Raw genomic sequence first — 16,323 nt, 5'->3', positions numbered from 1 at the left:
GGAGCTACGGCTCAAGACCCCTTCGTTAAAACCTAGGACAGCCCCAGGCAGCAAGCGTCACCTTCCCCAGACTCGGGGATGCGACAATGCGCGCCGTGAACGCCGCCCCGCACCTGCCTCCCACCGCCCCGTCGCCCCGTGAGCGGGGCTTTACCATGCCCCCCGAGTGGGCCGAACACGCCGCAACCTGGATGAGCTGGCCGCAAGGCGACGACCTGTGGTTCGGCCACCTGGCGGGCGTGCGGGACGAGTTCGCGGAGCTGGTGCGGACCATCGCGCGCTTCGAGCCCGTCCACCTCCTCGTGCGGGACGATGAGAGCGAGGCGGACGCGCGGGGGCGGCTGGGGAATGTGGACGTGACCTTTCACCGCGTCCCGCTGGACGACGTGTGGATTCGGGACAACGGGCCGATCTTCGTGCGGGACGGGCGGGGCCGGGTCTCCCTGGTGAACTGGCGCTTCAATGCCTGGGGCGGCAAGTTCCACTGGCAGAACGACGACCAGGTGCCCGAGTATGTGGCGCAGTTCCTGGGGCTCCCCCACTGGGACCGCCCCGAGATACTGGAGGGCGGCGGGCTGGAGGTGAACGGCGCGGGTGTGGGCCTGACGACCCGTTCCTGCTTCCTGACGCCGACTCGCAATCCGGGCTTGACGGAGGAAGGCTACGCCGCGCTGTTGCGCGAAACTCTGGGCATACAAAAGCTTCTCTGGCTGAACGGCGGCCTGGAGAACGACCACACCGACGGGCACATCGACACCATCACCCGCTTCACGGACGAGCGGACGATTGTGACGAGCGTGGCGGGGGACGAGGGGGACGCCAACTTCCCGACCATGCAGAAGAATCTGGCCGATCTGCGAGGGATGACGGACCTGAACGGCGAGCCCTTCCGCATCGTGGAGCTGCCGCTGCCGGTCAACCGTCTGGAAGGGGCCGAGGGCCGCCTGCCCCCCACCTACGCGAACTTTTACATCGGCAACGGCTTCGTGGTCGTGCCGCAGTACGGGGACCCGAACGACGCCCGGGCGCTGGAGGTGCTTCGCCCCCTCTTCCCCGGTCGTGAAGTCATCGGCCTGATGAGCCGGAAGATCATCGAGGGCGGCGGCTCCTTCCACTGCATGACCCAGCAGCAACCGGCGGGGACGCTGTGGACGGGGGAGTGATTCCCCTGGGCGACGGGTACGAGGCCCGGCCCATCTCCTACGACCTCTACCGGGATGCCTGCGCCCGGCTGGAGAACCGCATCTTCGGCGGCACCTGGGGGTACGCCTTCGACCCACCCGCCAAGACCCCACCCCCGCCCGGCGAAACCTTCCAGTGGGGCCTCCTCCACGGCGGGGACCTGATCGGCTGGCACCACGCGCACCAGCAGGGCGAGCGGACGGTCTACATGGCGGACACGGGGATTCTCCCCGAGCACCAGGGGCGGGGGCTGTACTCCCGGCTGCTCCCGCACGTCCTCGCCGCATACCGGTCCGCCGGGTACACCCTCGTGACCAGCCACCACCGGGCGACGAACAACCGGGTCATCGTCCCCAAGCTGCGCGCCGGATTCTTCCTCCAGGGCCTGAATCTGTACGAGGGCGGGTTGAACGTGGCGCTCACCCTCAGCCTGGACCCGACGTACCGGGAGGCGATGCATGTCCGCAGCGGCTTTCGGCAGCCGTCGGGCGAGGCGGCGAGGCGGCTGGGGCTGAACGTCCCGGAGACAGGAGCGGACGCGGCGGCGACCATTCCCCCCGTACCCCTGCCAGAGGTCGAGGGGGAGGGCGTGGACCTGGGCGGCGGCTACACTCTCCACCGCGTCCCCTACGAGGTCTACGGGGACGTGTACGCGCGGCTGGAGGACGCTGCCTACGCCTCGGTGTCCTTCGACTGGGCCGAACCTGCCCCGTTTTCCAGCCCGGAGGTGCCCCGCTACGCCTGGCTGATCGCGCATGGGGGCGAGGTGGCGGGCTGGCAGTATTCGCGCCAGTGGGACGCGCGGACGGCGTACATGGTGAACACGGCGTTCCTGCCCGCCCACCGCAGCAAGGGCCTCTACACCCGGCTGCTCCCGGTGGTGCTGTCCGCGCTGGGGGCCGAGGGCTACCGCCTCGTTCGCAGCCACCACCACGCGACGAACAACGCGGTGCTGATCCCCAAACTGCGCGCGGGCTTCCGCCTTCAGGGGCTCCAGGTGGATGGGCACGGCGTGATGGCCGTCCTGATCCACGCCTTCGACGACGTTTACCGCGACTACATGGACACCCGCAGCGGCCTCACCCACCCCAAAGGTGAGGTGGCCCGCCGCCTAGGGCTCCATTTAAGGGAGGATGAGGCATGACCCGGACGCCGCAGAACGTGAACCTGGCCGTGATCCAGATGCACATGACCGACAGGCTGGAGGACAACGTGAGCCGCGCCGAGGCCCACATCCGGGACGCCGCGCGGCAGGGCGCCCAGGTTGTCCTCCTCCCCGAGCTGTTCGAGAACCTGTACTTCTGCCAGGTCGAGCGCGAGGACTACTTCGAGCTGGCGCACCCGCTGGAAGGGCACCCCTTTATCGGCCGCTTCCAGAACCTAGCCGCCGAACTCGGCGTGGTGCTGCCGCTCTCGTACTTCGAGCGGGCGGGGCAGGCGCACTACAACTCGCTGGTGTGTATCGACGCCGACGGCAGCGTGCTGGGCAACTACCGCAAGACCCACATCCCCGACGGTCCCGGCTACGAGGAGAAGTATTACTTCGCGCTGGGCGACACCGGCTTCAAGGTCTGGCGGACCCGCTTCGGGCGCGTGGGCGTGGGCATCTGCTGGGACCAGTGGTACCCGGAAACGGCCCGCGCGATGATGCTGCTGGGCGCTGACTTCCTGCTCTACCCCACCGCCATCGGCACCGAGCCCGCCGAGGTCGAGACGCCGAACAACTACCAGATGTGGCAGCGGGCCATGCAGGGCCACGCGGTCAGCAACTCCACCTACGTGGGGTCTTGCAACCGCATCGGCACCGAGCGCGTCGGCGACCTCACCCAGACGTACTACGGCCACACCTTCATCGCCGACTACACGGGCGAGATCGTGGCCGAGTTCGGCGAGGAGGACGAGGGGGCGCTGACCCACACGCTGAACCTCACCGAGGCGAGAAAGTTCCGCGCTGGGATGGGCTTTTTCCGGGATCGCCGCCCCGACCTATACGGCACGCTGCTCACGACGGATGGGGTGACGCGGCGGGGGTAATCCGGCAAGGGATGGGGGGCCGAGGAAGATGATCCTCGACCCCCCGCCATCCGGCCGATGCCCTCGCCCGACCCTCTCCCCTACGCTGCCCTATGGACAGAGTTGCGGCGTACTACGGGCAGGACCGGGAACATGACCGCTTGACGCGGGGCAGCAACCGATTGGAATTCGAGCGCACCCGGGAACTGGTGCAGCGTTTTCTGCCCCCGTCTCCTGCTGTCGTGCTCGACGTGGGCGGGGGAACTGGGCCCTATGCCCGCTGGCTGCTGGAGGCGGGCTACACGGTGCATCTGCTCGACGCCTCGACCACCCATATCGAGCGGGTGCGGGGGGACCCATCGCTGCCGGGGCTCGCCTCCATCACGCTCGGGGACGCGCGGGCCTTGCCCTATCCGCCGGGGCAGGCGGACGGGGTCCTGCTGCTGGGGCCGCTCTACCACCTCACCGGGCGGGAGGACTGGGTGCGGGCCCTGCGGGAGGCGCGGCGCTGTCTGCGTTCCGGCGGGGTGCTGCTGGCGGCAGCGATCACCCGCACGGCGAGCACGCTGGACGGCCTGCTGGCCGGGCTAGACGCCGACGAGCGTTTCCGGCACATGCGGAACGCCACGTTGGAGGGCGGCCCCCACGAGCCCCCGGACCCCACCCTGGGCTGGTTCACGACCGCGTACTTCCACCGCCCCGAGGAACTGAGCGGGGAGCTGCGGGAGGCCGGGTTCCAGGACGCCGACCTCTACGCGGTGGAGGGCCTGGGCAACGTCGTGCCCGACTTCGACACTCTCTGGGCGGACGGGGAACGCCGGGAGCGGCTGCTTGACGTGATCCGCCGGACGGAGAGGGACCCCAGCCTGTTCGGCGTCAGCGCCCACCTGCTGGCCGTGGGTCACGCCCCGCTGTGAGGCGCCCATCCCCTTCCCACCGCTCCGACCTTCCCCATTCCCGCGAGTGGTACGCCCGGCTGGCCCGCGAGCTGGGTGAGTACCGTCACCCCTGGACACGGGTGCTGGGCGGCCCTGACCCGGAGCTGACCTTCGACGCGCTGCTGCTGGAGCATCTGACGCCCGAAACACGGGTGCTGGAGGCGGGGTGCGGGCATGGGCCGGACGCGGCGAGGTTTGGTCCGTCCTGCGCCCGCTGGGTCGCCTACGACCGTGAACCGGAACTGCTCGCACTCGCCCGGCAGAACGCCCCGCAGGCCGAGTTCCACCTCTGGGACGGCAAGAGCGAGGTTCCAGAGGCGTTGCGCGGCCCTTTCGACCTCATCGTGTCCCGGCGCGGCCCCACGAGCGTCATCCCGCACCTGCCCACGGCAGCGGCGGCGGGGGCGCGGTTCCTCTACGTGGGTCCCCGCTTGGACGTGCCGCGGGTGCCCGAACGCCTACGAGCTATCGGTTGGGCGGTGCTCGGGGAATGGAGAGTGTCCGTGCGCGCCTGGGCCCCCACCTGGGAGGATTGGCGGCTGCGCTGCGAATTCATGGGCGAGACGGCGCGGCGCGGGGACTGGGAGGCGGAAGTTACCCCACGCGGCCTCTCGTACCGGGAGGAACGTTACATCGTCCTCGCCGGGGAGTCGTAGCTCGCCCCCACGAACATGAGCCCATGCGCGGGCACGTTCGCCCCGGCCCGCGCCCGCTCGCGCCCGGCGAGGATGTCCGCCACGTCCTCCTCCCCCAGCTTGCCCTGGCCGACGAGGAGCAGGGTGCCGACCAGTCCCCGGACCATGTGACGCAGGAAACTCTCGCCCGCGACGTGGACTTCCCGGATTCCGCCGCCAGGAACGGGGGGGCCGGGCCGAATCTCCAGGGCGCGCAGTTCCCGCACCGTCTGCCGGTCTTCCTGCGTGGCGAAGGCGGCGAAGTCGTGGGTGCCGATGAGGCGGGCGGCGGCGGCATTCATGGCGGGTACGTCGAGCGGGCCGGGCACGTGAAGCGCCCGTCCGGCCCATAGCGGGTGACGCTGCGGCGCGGCCAGGAGCAGGTAGGTGTATCGCCGCTCGGTGCAGGAGAAGCGGGCGTGAAAGCCGGGGGGAGCTGGCCCCGCCTCCAGCACGGCGACGCTGGGCGGCAGATGGGCATTCAGCGCTCGGGCGAGTTTCTCCACCGGGATACGGAACTCCCCAGGCACGTCCACGTGGGCGGGCATCGCCGCCGCGTGAACGCCCGCATCGGTGCGGCCTGCCGCAACTGGCCGGGCCACGCCCTCCCCGCCGAGGCGCACGAGGGCCGCGTGGAGGGTGGCCTGCACGCTGGGTGCATTCGCCTGGGCCTGCCACCCGGCAAAACTCGCGCCGTCCCAGGCGAGCAGCAGACGCAGGCGCCTCAGTCCGGGGGGCGGGGCGTAGGCGGGGGGCGAGGTCATGGCGGCAGGGTAGCGCCCCGCGTTTCTCACGTCCTGCTCACTGCCCCACCCTTATGCTAAAGATTGTGAATTCCCCTCTCATCCAGAGCCCGGCCAGGTCGAGCACGCGGGTGGCCCCGGCCCGGCATCTGCTGGCCACCGGGATACTTGTCCTGGCGGGCCTGGCGAGCGCCGCGACGAACTACCGAGTGCGTTCCGGCGACAACCTGACCGTGATAGCGAAACGCGCGGGCATCAGCATCTCGGCGCTCAAGGCCGCGAACCCGCGGCTGCGAAATGCCGACCATGTCGAGGCCGGGCAGGTGCTGCGAATTCCCAACCGGCAGCTCCCGGGGCAGGCGCACCGGGTGAAGAGCGGGGAGAACCTGACCGTTATCGCGCACCGCTACGGCTTCACCCTCTCGCAACTGCTGCGTGCCAACCCGGGGATCGACGCGGGGCGCCCGCTGCGGGCCGGGGTGGTCGTTCAGATCCCCGGGCGCAACGTGGCCGCGCGGCTGCCGAGCGCGGCGAGCCGGACCCCGGCGGCCAGGAGCGCGGGCCGTCCCGCCCAGGGGGCGACCGTCCGCACCGCGTCCATCCGGGTGTCCGCGGTTCCCTCATCATCGGGGTGGCTGTGGCCGGTATCCGGGTACAGGTACGTGAGCAGCGGCTTCGGCGAGCGCAATATCGACGGGGACCACGAGATGCACTACGGGGTGGACATCGTGGCGCCCGAGGGAACGACTGTCCGGGCAGCCCGCTCGGGCCGGGTGCTGGAATCCCGCGCCGACTTCGAGAGGGGCTGGGGCTGGACCATCGTGATTGAACACCCGGACGGCTGGATCACCCGCTACGCGCACCTCAGCGCCAACCTCGCCCGCGCGGGCGACCGGGTGGTGCGCGGGCAGGTCATCGGCCGGGTGGGCAACACAGGCCGCAGCACCGGGCCGCACCTGCATTTCGGCACCTACCTGCGCTGGAACCCGAAAGACCCCCTCAAGCTGTACGGCGAGTGAGCGGCCCGGGCCGTAGGCTGAGCCCGTGACGCCAAGGCCCCAGGTCCATTACACCGAAGTTCGCGGCGATCAGGCCGAGGACGCCCTGCGCGTCTTCCTGAACGCCCTGCCCGCCCTGCCGGGCTTCCTGGGCGCCGAACTCCTGGTCAGCCCTGCCCAGCCGGGCCTGGCCCTGGTGGCGAGCCGCTGGGCGGGCCAGGCACCGCCCCTCCCCCTGCCTGCGGGGGCGCGGGCCTGGGTCTTTGAGGTTCTGGAAGCGCGGTAGTTTTGTACCCTTGCTTTCCTATGCCCCTGGCTTTACGATGCACATACATCGGTTAGCTATGCCTCTTCCCCCGATGGAGAAAGGAAGCCTGATGGACGCCCAGCAGCTCAAAGGCCACCTCGACCTGCTTTTGCTCGCCACCCTGGAACAGGGGCCGCGGTACGGAGGACAGATCATCGCCGACGTACAGGCGAGCACGGACGGGTACTTCACCCTGCGGGAGGGCACCCTGTACCCCGCCCTGCACCGCCTGGAAAAGGCCGGATGGATCAGGGGCGAGTTCCAGCTCCTCCCGCGGGGGGGCAGCCCGGTCAAGGTGTACGCCCTGACCCCGGGCGGCCAGGAGGAACTGCGCCGCCAGCGCGAACGCTACGAACGCTTCAGTGCCGCCGTGCGCGGCGTGATCGGGAGCCAGGCATGAGGGAGACGGAAGCGTACCTGAACCGCGCCACCCTGGGATTGTGGGGCCAGAAGCGGCGGGACGCGCGGACGGAACTGCGCGGTGCCGTAGAGGACAAGGTGTACCGCTACCGGTTGCTGGGCCTGGGCGAGGCGGAAGCCCTGCGGGCTGCCCTGCGCGATCTGGGCAGCCCGCACGCCATCGCGCGGGACCTGAACCGGGTGCATACCCTCCCGCAAGCCGTCCGCGCCGCGCTCCTCGCCGGAGTCGCTACCCTGCTCGGCGTGCAGGCGCTGGCGCAGGTGCCGACGGTGCGGGCCGTTCCCGATCCCCGGATACAAACCTGCACCTATGACGAGGCGTTTCTGAAACAGCTTCCTCAGAAGGACGCCGACGACCTGCGCAGGAGGCTGGCGCAACCCGGGGGACGCGCCGCTCTGGAAGCCGAGTGTCGCGCCCACGTTTCCCCCACCCCGGCCAACCATCTCCTGCTGCTCTCTGACCTGATCGCCGCCCTCAGAACTGGGGGCGTCACGGTCAAGACCATTGCCGACACCCGCCTGGAGCTGGGATTCCCCGGGGAAAAGGACGCCCAGAGCCTGGACCTCGGGCTGGACACTCAACGAGTGGCTGGAGAGCTTTACGTTGACGCCGCAACGTTGATTGAACGCCTACGGACCTCCCTCAGCGTTCCCATCCGCCTGCAAGGCATCGACAACCCTCTGCTGCAAATCGGCCCGGCTCACCTGCAATTGGGCACCACAGCCACACCCGTGCGGGCGACGGACATGTATGCCTTCTCGCTGGCTGTCAAATTGACCGACGAACTCAAGCCCATGCTGCGTGATCCCCTCCAAATTGCATACGTTCCAGAGGGGCAGGAGGCGGGTCCTGCTCAGCACTACCTGGAGATAGCCGCCCCCCAGAACACCCTGTACGCAATCCTGAACAACGAGGAAATCCTTCGAAAGAGGGCCGGGGCAAGCTGCTGTGGTTCTTCCCTTCCCTACCTCTTGCGTGTCCGAACGGTGAAAAAGGGCCTCCTCCCGGCACCACTGGCTGAGGGCGCCCAGACCTCCTTCGCCCGCCTGGTCAGCACCCCAGCCCAACTCTTCCAGGCCACCGCACGCAAGGAACGCGCTGTACTCGTCTACCGGCTGGACCCCACTGATCTGCGGAACCTCAAACTGATCCCCATTCCCGCCGCCCAGTTAAGGATTCATACGGCGCCCTGACCTACACCTCCGGCACGTAGTCCGCGACCTCGCCCAGCAGGTCGCGGGCCGTCAGGTCCAGCCGCACCGGGGTCACGCTGATGTAGCCCGCTTGGACCGCGCCGTAGTCGGTGTCCAGATCGTGCGCGTCGGGGGCGCGGCTGGCTCCGGCGACCCAGTGGTACTCGCGGCCCTCGGGGTCCAATCGGGTCACGATGGAATCCTCCCAGCGGTGTTCGCCCACCCGGGTGACCCGCACGCCCCGGGCCGGGGGAGCGGGGAAATTGACGTTCAACAGCACGCGCGGCGGCAGGCCCCGCTCCAGCACCTCGCGCGCCAGCCGGGCGGCGTAGGCGGCCCCCGCCGTGAAGCTGTACTCACCGCCCTCGCCGGAGCGCTGGCTGAAGGCGATGGCGGGCAGCCCCAGCGCCAGCCCCTCGATAGCCGCCGCGACCGTGCCCGAATGGGTCAGGTCGTCGCCCAGGTTCGGCCCCAGGTTGATGCCGCTGACGACCAGATCGGGCCGCCCGAGCAAGTGAACGCCCAGCACCACGCAATCGGCGGGGGTGCCGTCCACCCGGTAGGCGGGAATTTCCCCGAAGCCTGCCGAGGCCGTGTGCTTGAACCGTAGCGGGCGGCGGATGGTGATGCCGTGCCCCACCGCCGACTGCTCCACGTCGGGCGCGACGACCACCACGTCTCCCACATCGGCCAGGGCGAGGGCGAGCGCCTTGATGCCGGGCGAGAAGATGCCGTCGTCATTGGCGACGAGGATGCGGGGACGGTCGGGACGTGGCGGGTGGGTCATGCCGCAGGCTAGCGTGGGGCTGGACGCTCCCCGATGCGGCGTTGCCAGGCCTGGCTTTGAGCTTTTTTTGACTCCTGTTTGGCACCCTGGGGCATGACGTTTCTGCTCGACATCCTCCTCGCCGAACTCGCCCTGGGGATTGCCGTTGCCCTCGCGGTGAGCGTTCAGGCCTGGAGGCTTCATCTGCAAGGCCGGAGGGAGGAACGCCGCCGCCAGAGGCTCAACTCGTCCTTGAGCCGCCGAGGATAGAGGTTACGGAATTGGTGTCCACTCAACGCTAAGGTGCGGCGCTATGCGGCGTTTTCTCGTCACCGCCCTGGCCGCCCTCGCTGTCCAGGGGCAGGCTGCTACCTACTCGCTCCAGCGCGTCAGCCACTACAACGCGGTGCGGGCCCAGACCGACCGGACGCCCCAGATCTCGGCCTGCGGCCCCACTCAACGGGGGCAGATCGCCCTCAGCCGTGACCTGCTGCGGAAGGTCGGGTGCGGCGCGCGGGTTCGCGTCACCGTGAATGGCCGCAGCCACGTGTACGTCGTGAACGACACCATGCACCCGCGTTACCGGCGCACCGCCGACATTCTGGTCAGCCGGACGAGCACGGCCCGGAAGCTGGGTGTCTCCAAGGGCACCCTGACCGTGCTGCGCAAGGGCACGCCCTACCAGGGCTGACCCCTTTACAGGGAGGCGGCGACCCGCGCGAACAGGGGCGGGACGGGTGGGGCCGAGCGTCCATTGACCCAGCCAAACCGGCGGTCGCGCACCGCTGCGCCCTCGCCCACACCCATCCCTTCGGGGAAACGGGAGGTCAGGTCGAGGGGTCCAGTCACCTCCCGCGCGCCCGGCACTCCGCCCAGCGCCCCCTCCACCTCGCGGGCGTGGCCGAAGTGCAGGAGGTGGACCTCCTCCCCGTCCTGCCAGGCGAAGCGGGAGGTCGGTGAGCCGAGGGACTCTAACCTGCCGGGGGCCGCGACGTGCCGCGCGCTCAGGCCGGGGCGCAGCCGCAGCGTGACCTCCAGCGCCTCGCCCATCAGGCCGAAGGAGCCCACGAAGGGCCGGGTCAGGTCGTAGCCCTGCACGTTCTTGACCGTGCGCCCGCCCGCCCGGATCACCCGCCCGCTCGGGGCGCGGAAGGTCACGCCCAGCACCTCCGCCCCGAAGAAAAAAGTCTGCCCGAAGCCGCCGCGCGACACCAGGCCGCCCACCCCGCCCGGCAGTTCCACGGGCGGGAAGGGGGGGTAGAGGCCGGGCGGCAGGGCCGCGCAAACCTCCAGCAACCCAGTGTCACCCGTCACCGTGATCGTCTGGTCCCCGGGCGAGAGGTCAAGGATGGGCATGGGTGCCGTCCTCATCGGGCAGAATCTTGCCAGGATTGAGCGTTCCGGTCGGGTCCAGGGCGCGTTTCACGTCGCGCAGCGCCCCCAGCGTCACCGGGTCCACCGCGTCGCGCATGAAGGCGCGTTTCATGGTGCCGATGCCGTGCTCGCCGCTCAGCACCCCGCCGTGGCGAATGGCGACGAGGGCGATCTGGTGGGCGAGGTCGTGGACGGCCTCCGGGGACTCGCGCCGGGGGTCGAAGAGGATGTTGGGGTGCAGGTTCCCGTCCCCGATATGGCCGAACTGCACGAGCGGCAGGCCGGAGGCGTCGCCCAGCGCGCGGATTTCCCGCACCACCTCCGGCAGGGCGGAGCGGGGCACCACGATGTCCTCGTTCATGCGCTGGGGGCGGATGCGGCCCAGGGCGGGCGAGACGCTGCGGCGGGCCTGCCACAGGGCGGCACTCTCCGAGTCGGTCGCCGCGCGGCGCACGGTGCCCCCGGCGTTCAGACAGGCCGCCTCCACGAGCGCGCGCTCCTCCTCCACCGTCCCCAGGTCGTCGCCGTCGGTGTCCACCAGCAGCACGGCCCCCGCCTCCCTCGGCAGGCCGATGGCGAGGAAATCCTCGACCGCGTTCGTACACGCCTGGTCCATGAACTCCAGCTTGCCCGGCACGGCCCCGGCAGCGATGGCGGCGCTGACCGCCTCGGCGCAGGCGCCCACCTCGGGGAAACTCGCCATCAGGGTGCGGGTGTATTTGGGGGGCGGCGTCAGGCGCAACGTGGCCTCGGTAATCAGGCCCAAAGTGCCCTCCGAGCCGATGAGGAGCCCGGCGAGGTCGTAGGCGTCGCGGGTCAACTCATGTACGCCGCCGTCCGCGTCCACGAACTCCAAGCCCTTCACGTAGTCGCCGCTCACCCCGTACTTGAAGCACAGCGGCCCGCCCGCGTTCTCGCCGAGGTTGCCGCCGATGGTGCTCGTGCGAAAGGAGGCCGGGTCGGGCGGGTAGATCAGGCCGTGCGGTTTCGCCTTCTCGGTCACGGCCAGGGTCACCACGCCCGCCTGTGCCCGAGCCTCGCGCCGCTCGGGGAAGATGTCCAGCCGGGTCATGCGGGTAAAGGAGATCACCAGGCCCGGCGATGTGGGCGCCGCCCCACCGCTCAGCCCGCTGGCCGCCCCGCGCCCCACGACGGGCACCCCTGCCGCCCGAGCCGCCCGTACTGCCGTCACCACGTCCGCCGTGCTCTCCGGCAACACGACCGCCAGCGGCGTCGCCCCGAACTGGATCGCGTCGTAGCGGTAATTGAGCCGCTCGGAGAGGTTCGACAGCACCTTCTTCGGCCCCAGCAGGCGGGTGAGTTCGGCGGCCAGGGCGTTATCCGCCTTCCCGTTCGAGCGGGGTTTGGGCGCGGGCGAGGTGGTGGTGAGGGCGACTTTCTCGGGGGTCATGGGCGGCCTCCGGCCGCCGGGAGTGGGGAGTGGGCAGTGGGAAGTGGGAAAGGAACATTGAATGCCCGAGCCTCCCGCCCCCGAATCCTCCCCCCGTGGGAAGCGAAAGTCCCACACCCCCGAGACCACTGCCCACTCCCCACTCCCCACTGCCCCCTTCTCACAGCTCCCCCCGGTAAGCCAGGTCCAGCAGCTCGACCGTGTGCATCACGGGCACCCGGCTCCCCTGCCGACGCACGTGGCTCTGAATCTGGGTGTGGCAGCCGATGTTCCCGCTCACGACGAGGTCGGGCGTGGTCGAGAGGATGTTCCCCGCCTTCCTGACGCCCAGCTCGTTCGCCAGCGCGGGCTGCTCCAGGTTGTACGTGCCCGCTGAGCCGCAGCACAGGTCACCCTCGGGCACCTCGGCGACCGTCACGCCGGGGATGGCGCGCAGGAGTTCGCGGGGGGCCAGCCGAATTTTCTGCGCGTGGGCGAGGTGGCAGGCGTCGTGGTAGGCGACGGTGAGGGGCCGGGAGGTGGGCATCGGGGGTTCGAGGTCTCCTTGCCGCAGCAGCCCCGCCAGGAACTCGGAGATGTCCTGCACCTTCGCGGCAAAGGCCCGCGCCTGCTCCTCGTCGGGCAGGCCGTGCAGGACGACCGGGTACTCCTTCAGCCCCGCCCCGCAGCCCGCCGCGTTGGAGAGGATGGCGTCGTACTCGTCGGGGTCGAAGGCCGCGAGGTTCTGGCGGACGAGCCGCAGCGCCTCGTCCCGCGCCCCCGTGTGCAGCGCGGCGGCCCCGCAGCAGCCCTGTCCCTCGGGGATCACGACTTCTATGCCGTTGCGGGCGAGGACGCGCAGGGTCGCGGCATTGAAGTTGGGGGCCAGGGCTTGCTGGGCACATCCGGCGAGAAAGGCGACCCGGCCAATTCGCCTTCCCCGGGCCGGAGTGACCCTCGGGCTGGGCTGCATGGCCGGAACCCGCTCGGGCAGGAGGTCCAGCGGCGCCCGCAGCGCGGCGGGCAGCAGGGGCGCCAGCGGCTTGGTGTACTGCCCGGCACGGGCGGCCAGGCTGAAGACCTTCGGGGCGGGGAGGATCTTGAGGATGGCCGCGCGTTTGGCCCGGTCGAGTGGAGACCGCTCCCGGTGCGGCTCGCTCCAGCCGCGGAAACTGGTGATGAGTTCGCCGTAGGGCACCCCGCTGGGGCACGCACTCACGCAGGCCTGGCACCCCAGGCAGCGGTCGAGGTGCGGGGCGGCGTCCGCCAGGGCCAACTCTCCCTCCAGCACCTCCTTCATCAGGACGATGCGCCCGCGCGGGGAGTCCATCTCGTCGCCCAGGAGGGCGTAGGTGGGGCAGGCGGGCAGGCAGAAGCCGCAATGGACGCAGGCGTCCACCGCGTGCGCCATCACCTCGCCCTGCGGCCCGATGTTCTGTACGGGAATCTCGTGGTTCACTCGCCTGCTCCGCTCGGTCCGGCCCTCATGCGGGTCAGGATAGGCGCGCGGGGCGGGGGCGAATGGGAGGTATGTAGGCAGGGGAGGCCGGACCCTCCTCCCTTCCCTGTCTGTGCAGGAGATGAGGCCAGAACGTGAGCGACCTTGCGGAATCGGGCATTTGCCCCCTTTTGCGCGTGGCCTTCCGCTACAGTGAAACCGGGCCATGACGCGCATGCACTTGCTTTTTCGGGGACGACCGCCAGCAGCCGAACTGGGGGCCGGAGCGTGACCCGTCCCCTGCGTATTCTTCTCATCGACGACAGCAACATGGACCGCCACCTCGCCGAGGAGGTGTTCGCGGAGTACGCCGACCGCTGCACCGTGACCACGGCGTCCAGCGGTCAGGCGGCCCTGGAAGCCATGCTCGACCCGGACGCCGAGCTGCCCGACGTGGTGCTGCTCGACATCAACATGCCCGGCATGTCGGGCTTCGAGGTGCTGACGGCCATGAAGGGTCACCCGCGCCTCGTGCGGATTCCGGTGGTGATGCTGACCACCTCCAACCACGACCAGGATGTTCGGCAGGCCTACACCCTGCATGCCAGCTCCTACCTGATCAAGTCGGTGAATTTTCAGGATTTCGTGGCCCAGGTCGAGGGCTTTCTGGAGTTCTGGACCCGGGCCCGCCTCACGAGCTGGCCGGAGATGACCTCTTCCTGAAGGCGGTTTCATCGCCCAGCCTCTACGCTGGGCGGCATGACTCCAGGCGCCACCGGGAGCCCGCGGCGCATCCTGGTGATCGAGGACTCCCCGGCGGACGCCCTGCTCCTCGAACTGGCCCTTCAGGAGGTCGCCCCGGACGTGCAGGTGGACATCGTGCATGACGGCGAGGCGGCGCTGCCCGCCTTTCAGGCGCCGCCCACGCCGGACCTGGTGCTGCTGGACCTGCACCTGCCGCGGGTGGACAGCCTGGAACTGCTCGCCCACCTGCGGGCGCAGGCCGGACCCCGGGTGCGCCTGGTGCTGTGGAGCAGCCTGGCCCAGCCGCGCGAGGTCGAGAACGCCTACGCCTCCGGGGCCACGGCGTACGTGGAAAAACCGGTGGGGCAAGACGACCTGCTGCGGCTGGCCGAGAAACTGCTCAGCCTGTAGCGGAACACCGGGCCGGGCCAAAGGGCCCTGATTCCAGGACATCCGGTGTTTTGCCCGGGTCTTCTGGCGTGGCCTCAGGCCCGGGGGCGGCCCCTCGCCCACCTTGCGAGAAGTGACGTGGGCTCACCCGCTCCTGGTCCATCGCCGGCATTCGGTGTCCCCTCCCCGCGGTCCTTTGGAGCTGTGCCCGTCCGCCCGCCCCTCCTCCGCAACGCCCCCGGAGTGGGCATCACTCGCTGCCCTCCCCCGCTCCGACCTGGCCCTCGACCTTCGCCTCGGTCGCGCGCTCGGCCCGCCGCACGTCCCCCTCGCCGATGTGGCGCTGCTCGGTGTCGTGTTCGAACAGCTCGCGCCGGGCACGCAGCTTGGCCTCGGGTTGTCCCAGGTCGCCCCCCCGGCCCCGGTGGACCCGCTGGAAGAACACCAGGGCGCTCCCCGCCAGCGCGAAGGCCCCGGCGAAGTAGAGCGTCTCCAGCGGCTCCTCCCAGCGGATGAAGTGTTCCAGGAACGTGACGCCCAGGATCACGATCACGACCGAAACCACCTTCTGCTCCAGGTCCGACAGGCTCTCCACCCCCAGCGCCGAGGTGAGGTTGAGCGGCGTGATAAAGAGCGAGTACAGCCCCACCCCGATGATGTAGAACACCACCGCCTTGAGCATGGTGCTCACCACCTCCAGGAACTCCACCGCCAGCGTGCCCGACTGGCTGCCGATGCCGCCCTCGAAGGTGCCCCGCCAGGTCTCGTAGATCGTGGTCAGCGCGAGCAGGGTGCCCTGGAGAAAGAGGCTGAAGGCCACCAGCAGCACCGCGATCACGGCGATCAGCACCACGAAGCGGGTGCGGCCGATCACCTCGCTGAACCACTCGCGCCTGGAGGGCTCATTGCCAGTCTGGGAACGGGTCCGGGTCACGCCCCCATGATGCCCAGGTCGCGACCCGGGTGCCCTCTGAATGAAGATGTTCCCGCCCCCGCGTGAGTGGCCTGTTCGGCGGGAGACCCTTCAGGAGGGATCAGGGCTGCGAGGACGCCCGGGGGCGAGGATGGCAGTCACTCTGATCCCTTGACGCGGCGCAGCTTCCCGTCGGGCATACACCATAGGCAAGGCTTCTGCCGCCCACGAGGAGCCCGTCCCGCCGGGTTGCGGGCGAGGCCTCTCCCACCCGGCGTCCTGGACCCTTCACTCCGCTCAGGGTGACAGCGTTTCTCGCGAACCCGGTCAGGATCAGAGCTGGTCACTCCCCTCAGGACCAGGCCCGGACCCCCTGCTTCCTCAGACCGCCTGCGCCACGAGCCTTCCCACCACCGCCTCCCGCAGGGACCGGAATTCCTTGTACCACTCTGCCGCGTTGCCGCAGGCCCGGATCAGGTAGCCGTTGCTGGGCACGTACAGGATGTGGAAGGCGACGCTGCCCTTGCGGTACTCGAACTTTTGCAGTTCGTGGAATTGCGAGAGATCCACCGTCTCCCGGACACCTGTGCCCGGACGCTCGATCTCGACCCGCAGCGCGTCGTCACCGAAGATCACCTCGGCGAAATACACCACACCGCCGTTGCCCTTGGCGACCTTGACGATGTCGTCCAGGCCTCCAGGCAGCGCGACGACGTTCTTCGACCCCTCGTCGATCGGCTCGCACTGAATACCGAAGACGCCACGGGTTCTGAGCTTTCCCAGCACCGCATCGGTGAGTGTGGACATACCCTTAAGGTATACAACACCAAGTCACAGGT

At 69.7% G+C, this 16,323-nt stretch carries 20 protein-coding genes; 13 read left to right on the top strand and 7 right to left on the bottom strand.

All coding sequences use genetic code 11. The features are described 5' to 3' along the window. Positions 1 to 86 precede the first annotated feature (86 nt). The 5 genes from DAERI_RS09640 to DAERI_RS09620 all read left to right on the top strand — a co-directional run bounded on the left by DAERI_RS09640 (position 87) and on the right by DAERI_RS09620 (position 4,789). Positions 87 to 1,163 (top strand): agmatine deiminase family protein, encoded by a 1,077-nt coding sequence (locus tag DAERI_RS09640; protein WP_103129215.1) that lies wholly within the window; start codon positions 87 to 89, stop codon positions 1,161 to 1,163. Next, positions 1,160 to 2,326 (top strand): GNAT family N-acetyltransferase, encoded by a 1,167-nt coding sequence (locus tag DAERI_RS09635; protein WP_235610329.1) that lies wholly within the window; start codon positions 1,160 to 1,162, stop codon positions 2,324 to 2,326. The genes DAERI_RS09640 and DAERI_RS09635 overlap by 4 nt, the downstream gene beginning before the upstream one ends. Then, positions 2,323 to 3,216, top strand: a complete 894-nt coding sequence (gene aguB / locus DAERI_RS09630; protein ID WP_103129213.1) for an N-carbamoylputrescine amidase — start codon at positions 2,323 to 2,325, stop codon at positions 3,214 to 3,216. The genes DAERI_RS09635 and aguB overlap by 4 nt, the downstream gene beginning before the upstream one ends. A gap of 92 nt (positions 3,217 to 3,308) precedes the next feature. After that, complete coding sequence (locus DAERI_RS09625; protein WP_103129212.1) at positions 3,309 to 4,112, top strand: class I SAM-dependent methyltransferase; 804 nt, start codon at positions 3,309 to 3,311, stop codon at positions 4,110 to 4,112. After that, a complete protein-coding gene (locus DAERI_RS09620; RefSeq protein WP_103129211.1) occupies positions 4,109 to 4,789 on the top strand; it encodes a class I SAM-dependent methyltransferase in 681 nt (226 codons plus the stop codon). Before DAERI_RS09625 ends, DAERI_RS09620 begins: the two co-directional genes overlap by 4 nt. Here the strand turns inward: DAERI_RS09620 and truA are convergent. Continuing rightward, positions 4,762 to 5,571, bottom strand: a complete 810-nt coding sequence (gene truA / locus DAERI_RS09615; protein WP_103129210.1) for a tRNA pseudouridine(38-40) synthase TruA — start codon at positions 5,569 to 5,571, stop codon at positions 4,762 to 4,764. The two genes, DAERI_RS09620 and truA, sit on opposite strands and share 28 nt — an antisense overlap. A gap of 65 nt (positions 5,572 to 5,636) precedes the next feature. On the opposite strand from truA, the gene DAERI_RS09610 reads away from it, so the two are divergent. From DAERI_RS09610 to DAERI_RS09595, 4 genes are all read left to right on the top strand, one after another. Further along, entirely contained in the window at positions 5,637 to 6,569 is a 933-nt protein-coding gene (locus DAERI_RS09610; protein ID WP_235610328.1) for a peptidoglycan DD-metalloendopeptidase family protein, read from the top strand. Between the two features lie 25 nt (positions 6,570 to 6,594). Beyond that, positions 6,595 to 6,834, top strand: coding sequence for an antibiotic biosynthesis monooxygenase family protein (locus DAERI_RS09605; protein ID WP_103129209.1), 240 nt, complete (start codon positions 6,595 to 6,597; stop codon positions 6,832 to 6,834). 91 nt (positions 6,835 to 6,925) lie between these two features. After that, positions 6,926 to 7,255, top strand: a complete 330-nt coding sequence (locus DAERI_RS09600) for a PadR family transcriptional regulator (RefSeq protein WP_103129208.1) — start codon at positions 6,926 to 6,928, stop codon at positions 7,253 to 7,255. Further along, on the top strand, positions 7,252 to 8,469 hold the full coding sequence (locus DAERI_RS09595; RefSeq protein WP_103129207.1) for a permease prefix domain 1-containing protein: 1,218 nt from the start codon (positions 7,252 to 7,254) through the stop codon (positions 8,467 to 8,469). The genes DAERI_RS09600 and DAERI_RS09595 overlap by 4 nt, the downstream gene beginning before the upstream one ends. 1 nt (position 8,470) lies before the next feature. Here the strand turns inward: DAERI_RS09595 and surE are convergent, their stop codons facing one another. Continuing rightward, positions 8,471 to 9,256, bottom strand: a complete 786-nt coding sequence (gene surE, locus DAERI_RS09590; RefSeq protein ID WP_103129206.1) for a 5'/3'-nucleotidase SurE — start codon at positions 9,254 to 9,256, stop codon at positions 8,471 to 8,473. 93 nt (positions 9,257 to 9,349) lie between these two features. Between surE and DAERI_RS22380 the strand changes: the two genes are divergently transcribed. Next, on the top strand, positions 9,350 to 9,505 hold the full coding sequence (locus DAERI_RS22380) for a hypothetical protein (RefSeq protein ID WP_165794142.1): 156 nt from the start codon (positions 9,350 to 9,352) through the stop codon (positions 9,503 to 9,505). A gap of 43 nt (positions 9,506 to 9,548) precedes the next feature. Then, positions 9,549 to 9,926, top strand: a complete 378-nt coding sequence (locus tag DAERI_RS09585; RefSeq protein WP_103129205.1) for an RlpA-like double-psi beta-barrel domain-containing protein — start codon at positions 9,549 to 9,551, stop codon at positions 9,924 to 9,926. Between the two features lie 5 nt (positions 9,927 to 9,931). Here DAERI_RS09585 and DAERI_RS09580 read toward each other — a convergent pair whose 3' ends face one another. From DAERI_RS09580 to glcF, 3 genes are all read right to left on the bottom strand, one after another. Further along, positions 9,932 to 10,591 (bottom strand): DUF5639 domain-containing protein, encoded by a 660-nt coding sequence (locus tag DAERI_RS09580; RefSeq protein WP_103129204.1) that lies wholly within the window; start codon positions 10,589 to 10,591, stop codon positions 9,932 to 9,934. Then, positions 10,578 to 12,020 carry an FAD-binding oxidoreductase gene (locus tag DAERI_RS09575; RefSeq protein WP_103129203.1) on the bottom strand — a complete coding sequence of 481 codons (1,443 nt, stop codon included), beginning with the start codon at positions 12,018 to 12,020 and terminating at the stop codon, positions 10,578 to 10,580. The genes DAERI_RS09580 and DAERI_RS09575 overlap by 14 nt, the downstream gene beginning before the upstream one ends. Before the next feature lie 160 nt (positions 12,021 to 12,180). Beyond that, positions 12,181 to 13,458, bottom strand: a complete 1,278-nt coding sequence (gene glcF / locus DAERI_RS09570; RefSeq protein WP_103129202.1) for a glycolate oxidase subunit GlcF — start codon at positions 13,456 to 13,458, stop codon at positions 12,181 to 12,183. 267 nt (positions 13,459 to 13,725) lie between these two features. Here glcF and DAERI_RS09565 point away from each other — a divergent pair, with 267 nt between their 5' ends. Then, positions 13,726 to 14,160 (top strand): response regulator, encoded by a 435-nt coding sequence (locus DAERI_RS09565; RefSeq protein WP_103129201.1) that lies wholly within the window; start codon positions 13,726 to 13,728, stop codon positions 14,158 to 14,160. A gap of 36 nt (positions 14,161 to 14,196) precedes the next feature. Then, on the top strand, positions 14,197 to 14,592 hold the full coding sequence (locus DAERI_RS09560) for a response regulator (protein ID WP_103129200.1): 396 nt from the start codon (positions 14,197 to 14,199) through the stop codon (positions 14,590 to 14,592). A gap of 229 nt (positions 14,593 to 14,821) precedes the next feature. On the opposite strand, the gene DAERI_RS09555 is transcribed toward DAERI_RS09560, so the two are convergent. Both DAERI_RS09555 and DAERI_RS09550 read right to left on the bottom strand, forming a co-directional pair. Next, positions 14,822 to 15,505 carry a YqhA family protein gene (locus tag DAERI_RS09555; protein ID WP_103129199.1) on the bottom strand — a complete coding sequence of 228 codons (684 nt, stop codon included), beginning with the start codon at positions 15,503 to 15,505 and terminating at the stop codon, positions 14,822 to 14,824. Positions 15,506 to 15,865: 360 nt separating this feature from the next. Further along, the gene (locus DAERI_RS09550; protein ID WP_103129198.1) at positions 15,866 to 16,291 is read right to left on the bottom strand and encodes a hypothetical protein; all 426 of its coding nucleotides are present in this window, start codon (positions 16,289 to 16,291) and stop codon (positions 15,866 to 15,868) included. Positions 16,292 to 16,323: the final 32 nt, after the last annotated feature.

Source organism: Deinococcus aerius (genome assembly GCF_002897375.1).
Classification (GTDB): domain Bacteria; phylum Deinococcota; class Deinococci; order Deinococcales; family Deinococcaceae; genus Deinococcus; species Deinococcus aerius.
The sequence above is the reverse complement of the archived record's forward strand: the minus strand, read 5'-3'. Positions and strand labels throughout refer to the sequence as shown.